General features: G+C 63.0%; 7 protein-coding genes. All 7 read right to left on the reverse strand.

Features of this window, described 5'->3' with window-relative positions:
• The coding region (lnt, locus tag C8N42_RS20430; RefSeq protein WP_107818260.1) for an apolipoprotein N-acyltransferase at positions 1-1242 on the reverse strand (1242 nt) is incomplete at its 3' end.
• Entirely contained in the window at positions 1209-1667 is a 459-nt protein-coding gene (gene lspA, locus C8N42_RS20435; RefSeq protein ID WP_107818261.1) for a signal peptidase II, read from the reverse strand. The genes lnt and lspA, both read right to left, overlap by 34 nt.
• 28 nt (positions 1668-1695) lie before the next feature.
• A complete protein-coding gene (locus tag C8N42_RS20440) occupies positions 1696-2478 on the reverse strand; it encodes a ZIP family metal transporter (protein WP_038008344.1) in 783 nt (260 codons plus the stop codon).
• A gap of 12 nt (positions 2479-2490) precedes the next feature.
• Entirely contained in the window at positions 2491-2946 is a 456-nt protein-coding gene (locus C8N42_RS20445) for a DUF411 domain-containing protein (protein WP_018001717.1), read from the reverse strand.
• A gap of 3 nt (positions 2947-2949) precedes the next feature.
• Complete coding sequence (locus C8N42_RS20450; RefSeq protein ID WP_107818262.1) at positions 2950-4323, reverse strand: M23 family metallopeptidase; 1374 nt, start codon at positions 4321-4323, stop codon at positions 2950-2952.
• The gene (locus C8N42_RS20455) at positions 4320-4946 is read right to left on the reverse strand and encodes an SCO family protein (protein ID WP_076367370.1); all 627 of its coding nucleotides are present in this window, start codon (positions 4944-4946) and stop codon (positions 4320-4322) included. Before C8N42_RS20455 ends, C8N42_RS20450 begins: the two co-directional genes overlap by 4 nt.
• Positions 4946-5358, reverse strand: a 413-nt coding sequence (locus tag C8N42_RS20460) for a copper chaperone PCu(A)C (RefSeq protein WP_425430541.1), incomplete at its 5' end; no start/stop codon positions are given. The genes C8N42_RS20455 and C8N42_RS20460, both read right to left, overlap by 1 nt.

Genomic DNA, 5358 nt, shown 5'->3' on the forward strand with positions numbered 1-5358 from the left:
GAACAGGTCGTCGACCACATGCCCTGGGAAGATGATCTCATAGCAGATCGCCACGGCGACCAGCGGCACACCCGGAAGCGCAAGCGTTCGCGGGCCCGGTCCGGGCGTAAAATCGCCCAGACCCGCCGTGAGCCGCTCGATGGGCAACCAGCCACGGAATGGCACATATTCGCCGAAGGGTACGAGATGGTGTTTCGCGTATCCGGTCAGGATTCTGCCGGTCGCGCCAAAAGCCTGGACCGTGTTGAAATATCGGGTGCCATCCTCGCTCGGTACACGGTCCGGCACACCGGTGAGCAGCACCCTGCCCTCTGTGAGCGCAGCGGCAATGCGATCCCGTGCCTCCGTATCCTCATCGAGGAAACCCGGAAAGGCGGTTTCCGGCCAGAGAAGCACGTCGAAATCGCCGCGCCGGGTTGAAAGCTCAAGATAGCGCGCGAATGTCCCCTCGCGGTTCTCGGGCGCCCATTTCTCCTCTTGTGGAATGTTGCCCTGGACGATGCGCAGGTCGACACCGGGTGGCTGTTGTGCATCCGACTGGAGGCGCAGCGTGCCGACAGCCCACATCGTCGCGATTCCGGCCAGCGCCATGAGCGAAACGGTCAATCGTTGCCGCCCGGACGCCATAGCAGCCGCGCCAGGGAGTACCGCGACGAACACGGTGAGAAAGCTTAGCCCATAGCTTCCGACCCAGGCGGCGGTCTGGCGAAGGGCGGCGTAGTCTACAAGTGCGTAACCGGCCAGATTCCAGGGAAACCCCGTCAGAACGTGACCACGCAACCACTCGGCCACGGTCCAGGAGGTCGCGAACAGGAGGCAGGCCAAGAGACTGCCCATGGCTCCGCGCCGCGCGATTTCGGCAAAAAGCGCAGCGGCAATGGCTGGGAAAATCGCGAGACCTGCGGACAATCCCCCGACGGCCGGGATCGCCATCGTCCCAAACCGCTCGGCCTCTACGTAGAAACTTTCCGCGATCCACCAAATCCCGAAACCGAACTGGCCGAGACCAAACGCCCAGCCGACGAGGAAAGCGCGCCCGAAGGAGAGATCGCGAAGCCCGACAAACAACGCGGAATAGGCAACGGGAACGAGCAGGAGAATCGAGAAAGGCGGGAAAGTCAGAACGGTCATCGCCCCGGCGGCGAAACCAAGCGTCATCCGCGAAAGAAAACGGTGGCGCAGAGCGATGCGGTTCAGAATTTCCGGCTTCACGACTTGATCGAACGCCGCGCGCTGATCCATGGCGCGGCGAGCAAGAGCCCCACGCCACTGACGACAAATACATCGGCCAAGTTGAAGGCAGGCCAATGTGTTGTGCCAATGTAGAAATCGAGAAAGTCTGTTACAGCCCGATACCGCACACGATCGATGACATTGCTCAGGGCTCCGCCAATGATCGCGCCATAGGCAAGCGCTTCGACCGCATTTTCGGCGCGAAACAGCATAACCCCCAGCCAAACACAGATGGCAAGAGCGAAAGCGATGAGGCTCCACCACGGCGCGCCGCCCAACATCCCGAAAGTCACGCCGTCATTACGATAAAAGACGAGGTTGAATCCCGGAAACACGGGAATTCCGGCGCTTAAAGTGACGGCATTCGCAACGACAATGGCTTTGGTGATCTGATCGATCGCGAACGCAGCAAGTGCTGCGAAGACGCCGATCATCGGAGATACCTTGTTTAGTGACATTGCCTCATCCCAACCAGACATCAAGGAACAGCATCAGAACGAGCCCGACTGCGAGACCGAGCGTCGCCCTGTTCTGATGGCCGCTGCGATGGGTTTCGGGGATGATTTCGTGGCTGATAACGTAGAGCATTGCGCCCGCGGCAAAGGCCAGACCCCATGGAAGCAGCGGTTCCGACAGTGTGATGATCCCGGCCCCGAGCAGGCCGCCAATCGGCTCGACCATGCCCGTCAGCGCCGCGATGCCCCAGGCGCGCAGCTTCGGATATCCCTCGCCCAGCAGAGATACAGCGACGGCCAATCCTTCGGGCGCATTCTGAAGCCCGATGCCGATGGCGAGCGGCAGACCGCCCTCCATACCTCCGGATCCGAAGCCGACCCCCACGGCAAGGCCTTCGGGGAAGTTGTGGATCGTGATCGCAATGATGAACAACCAGACCCGCCGCAAAGACGCCGCTTCGGGCCCTTCGCGTCCCGTCTTGAAGTGCTCGTGCGGCAGCTTTTCGTTCATCAGGGCGACAGCCCCCATGCCCAGAAGAATCGAAACGCATACGATGGCCGCAGGCATCGCGCCGTTTTCGAACATCGGCTCCGCCGCATCCAATGCCGGGATGATCAGCGAAAAGAAAGAAGCGGCGAGCATCACACCGGCAGCGAAGCCGAGCGACAGATCGCGTGTGGCCCGGGACGGGATGCGCCCGAACAGCACGGGAACTGCTCCGACTGCTGTGAGCGATCCGGCGGCAAGACTTCCGAGAAAGCCGAGCATTATCGGAGACAGATTTTCCATGGGCGGGCCAGATTATCCTTCGGCGTAGCTCGAAAAGACTTCCGTCGACCCGTCCTTGCGGATGAGGAAGACATCATAGGCCTCGCGGTCGTCTTCTGGCCCCATGCCGGGCGAGCCATAGGGCATCCCCGGAACAGCGAGGCCGACGGCGTCCGGGCGCTCCTCGAGAAGGCGGCGGATGTCAGCGGCCGGTACATGGCCCTCGATCACGTAGCCGTCAATGAGCGCGGTGTGGCAGGAGACCATGCGCTGCGGCACGCCGTTGTCTAGCTTGAAGCGCACGAGAAGCCCGCCGAACATGTCCTGGCCGGTCGGCACAAACCCGTTCTCTTCGAGATGTTTCATCCACGAGAGGCAGCAGCCGCATCCGTTGGTCTTGCGGACGTCGATCGCCGTTGCCTCTGCGAGGGCCTGGGCCGCTGGGAACAGGGCGAGCGTGATGGCAAGAACTTGTGTCATGCGTTTCATGGGTCAGAGCCTTTCGGTTGTCGTTTTGGCAATCTCGCTGCCGAGGTTTTCATTCAGAAGCGCGCGCGCCTCGGCCAGACGCGAGAGCGCGGCGGTATCATCCGCTTCGCTCTCGGCTGCTTCGGCGAGCCGGTCGTCAGTGAGGGGGTCAGTCGGGCGCCCATCCACGAGGACTTCGTAGTGCAGGTTCGGACCTGTCGCCGTGCCAGTCGCGCCGACGCGGCCGATCACATCTCCCGCCGCAACGCGTTGGCCTTGTGCCAGGTCTTCCGGCACGGCGCTCAGATGCGCGTAGCGCGTCATGGTGTCGGAGCCGTGCGAGATTTCGACCACACGGCCATAGCCACCGCGCCAGCCAATGAAACTAACCCGCCCCGGTGCCGTCGATTGAACCGGTGTCCCACGTGCCGCTGCGAAATCGACGCCGGTGTGCATCCGGACGTTGCCAAAGACCGGATGCGTGCGGCGTCCGAACACCGAGCTGAGGCGCGCACCCTCGACCGGCTGTGCGAAGACGCGCAGCACCTCGCCATCGACGTAGATCGTCGCCTGACCGCTGCCGTCGTCCGGCCATACGATCTCGTAAAGCGAACCGCCGATCTCCAGTGCGGCGAAGGCGAGTTCGGGCTGTCCGATCCTGTCCTCTCCGACCCGCGCCTCACGCCAGAGAAGCCTTAGTGTTTCGCCACCGGCCATCTCGCGGCGGAAATCCACGGTCCCACCCAGCATCTGCGCAAGGTCCACGGAAAAACGGGCGGGTATGCCGGCTTCGTCGAGTGCCGCGAAGATCGAGCTGTCGATCACGGCTTCGCCGGCAAGGGTTACGATCTCCGGATCCGGAGCCACGACCTGTGTGGACAACTGCTCGCCGAAAACCACCTCGATCCGAACCCCGTCCTCGACGGCGAGTGAGACGGTGCGGGGGCTGCCGTCCATGGTCGAAGCAACAGTGACCGAGTGCCCCGGCCGCAGCCGTCGCAGATCGTATTCCGCGCCAAGCGCGAGGGCAACTTCGGCTCTGTCAGGTGCCGCAAGACCAGCTTCAGACAGCAAGAAATCGAGCGTTTCGCCAGGTGCAATGTTGCGCGACCATGTCGACAGGGGTGGCTCGATCGCCTGCACGGGCCTGTCGGCAAACGCGACCTGCAGAAGGGGCAGGGGGCCGAGGTCGGGTGCATCTTCTGCCCATGCCGTCGCGGGCAGCGTCACGAGGATGTCAACGTTTTGGGGAGCTTCAGGACCTTGGGGCATCCATTTACCTGCCGAGGCAAGTTCCGGCGGCACGGGTTCTTTCGACATGAAATCAGAGAGGGCGATAGCCGCTCCCAAAACCATCCCCGCAATTGCGACACAAGCCGCCATAGTTCTGAGCCTCATGTCGCCCCCTCCGTTTCTTCTTCCAGCGCGCGGCGAATTTTCGGCACCGCGAATTCTCTGGGTTCGTGATAGTCGATCATGGTGACGAACCGCCCAGAGGCTGCGAACAGGAAGACGCTCGCGCTGTGGTTCATCGTGTAATCGCCGCTCTCCGTCGGCACCCTTTCGTAGGTGGCGCGGAAGCCGTCCGCGACGCGCGCTATCTGCTCTTCCGGTCCCGTCCAGCCGCGGATCGCCGGATGGAAGTAGCCGACATATTCGGCCATCGTTTCGACAGTGTCGCGCTCGGGATCGACCGTGATGAAAACCACGTTCATCTCGTCGGCCTCGTCTCCCAGATCATCGAGCCATCCCGAAATGTCCGAGAGCGTGGTCGGGCAGACATCGGGACAGTAGGTGAAGCCGAAGAACGCCATCGTCGGGCGGCCGATCAGGGTTTCTGGCCCGACCGCGTTGCCCTCATGATCCGTCAGACGGAAATCCATCTCGGTCAGGGCCACAGGCCGCTGCCCGACAGGTTCCGGTCCACCGGGTCCATCGACCTGCCACCAACCGACGAAGAGCATCAGGGCGACCGCCCCGACACCAGCCGCGCCGTACCCCAGGATCGCCCGTCGCCGCATCAGTCCTCTGGCCCCCGCGCGGCGATTCCAAGGATCGGCACCTCGACCGTCACTTCGCCTCCGTCGTCGAAAAGCAGGGTCAGCGGAAAAGTGTCCCCTTCCGTCATTGGTTCTTGCAGCCGCATCAACATTGCGTGCAGGCCCCCCGGTTCGAGCGCGATGCTCTCGCCCGGGGCGATCACGATCTCCCCCGCCGGGCTCATGGAGCTCACACCTTCGGCATTGGTCTTCGTCTCGTGGATTTCGGGCATCATCGCGAGCGGTGTTGTAAGGCCGATCAGCGTCACCGGCTCGTCGCCAGTGTTGCGGATCGTCATGTAAGCGGCCCCGGGACGGTTCATCCCGATGGAGGCGCGGGACCACGCGTTCTCGACGACAACATCCTCGGGTCCGGCCAGCGCGGGCACCGAGA

The sequence above is a fragment of the Celeribacter persicus genome (assembly GCF_003050785.1).
Taxonomy (GTDB): Bacteria; Pseudomonadota; Alphaproteobacteria; order Rhodobacterales; family Rhodobacteraceae; genus Celeribacter; species Celeribacter persicus.

Excerpts from the sequence above, each read along its gene's own strand:
- lspA (WP_107818261.1), bottom strand. The coding sequence starts at position 1,667 with ATGATCGGCGTCTTCGCAGCACTTGCTGCGTTCGCGATCGATCAGATC.
- C8N42_RS20440 (WP_038008344.1), bottom strand. The coding sequence starts at position 2,478 with ATGGAAAATCTGTCTCCGATAATGCTCGGCTTTCTCGGAAGTCTTGCC.
- C8N42_RS20455 (WP_076367370.1), bottom strand. The coding sequence starts at position 4,946 with ATGCGGCGACGGGCGATCCTGGGGTACGGCGCGGCTGGTGTCGGGGCG.
- C8N42_RS20450 (WP_107818262.1), bottom strand. The coding sequence starts at position 4,323 with ATGAGGCTCAGAACTATGGCGGCTTGTGTCGCAATTGCGGGGATGGTT.
- C8N42_RS20445 (WP_018001717.1), bottom strand. The coding sequence starts at position 2,946 with ATGAAACGCATGACACAAGTTCTTGCCATCACGCTCGCCCTGTTCCCA.